Below are 479 nucleotides of genomic sequence, written 5' to 3'. Positions count from 1 at the left end.
ATCGTTTGGCGGAATGGCAGAAGAGATTTGGTGTTCCCGCCAGCGCTCGAAATCCTCTTTGCTCTCCGCAATCACGAGCAAACCCATATGGGCATGCTGAAGACCGCAATATTCCGCACATTGTCCGCGATACACGCCAGGACGATCCGCCTGAATCTGAATTAGGTTTTGACGCCCGGTGATCGCGTCCATCTTTCCGGTGAGGCTCGGGACCCAGAAAGAGTGGATCACATCGGATGATTCAAGCTTGATCAGCACCGGCTCGCCGACCGGAATGTGGATTTCGTTGGCCGTGGTGAAGACGCGGTTCGGCTGGGGGTCTTCGTAGGTGACCTCCCACCACCATTGCTGCCCGGTGACCAGCAGCGTCAACGCTCCGTCCTTGTGGGCGAACAGCACCTTCTGAGCCGCATAGCTTAGGCCCGTCAGGGAAACGACCGTCACAAGCGTCAGACCGATGGCAACGGAGATCGTGATGG

The 479-nt window shown here is 57.6% G+C and carries 1 protein-coding gene; it reads right to left on the bottom strand.

What is annotated here, in order from left to right:
* On the bottom strand, positions 1–479 hold a 479-nt coding region (gene coxB, locus C7G61_RS43330; RefSeq protein ID WP_108523447.1), incomplete at both ends, for a cytochrome c oxidase subunit II.

It is taken from the genome of Bradyrhizobium algeriense (genome assembly GCF_003062295.1).
Taxonomy (GTDB): Bacteria; Pseudomonadota; Alphaproteobacteria; order Rhizobiales; family Xanthobacteraceae; genus Bradyrhizobium; species Bradyrhizobium algeriense.
Note: the sequence above shows the minus strand (reverse complement) of the source record. Positions and strands in the feature narration are given on the sequence as shown.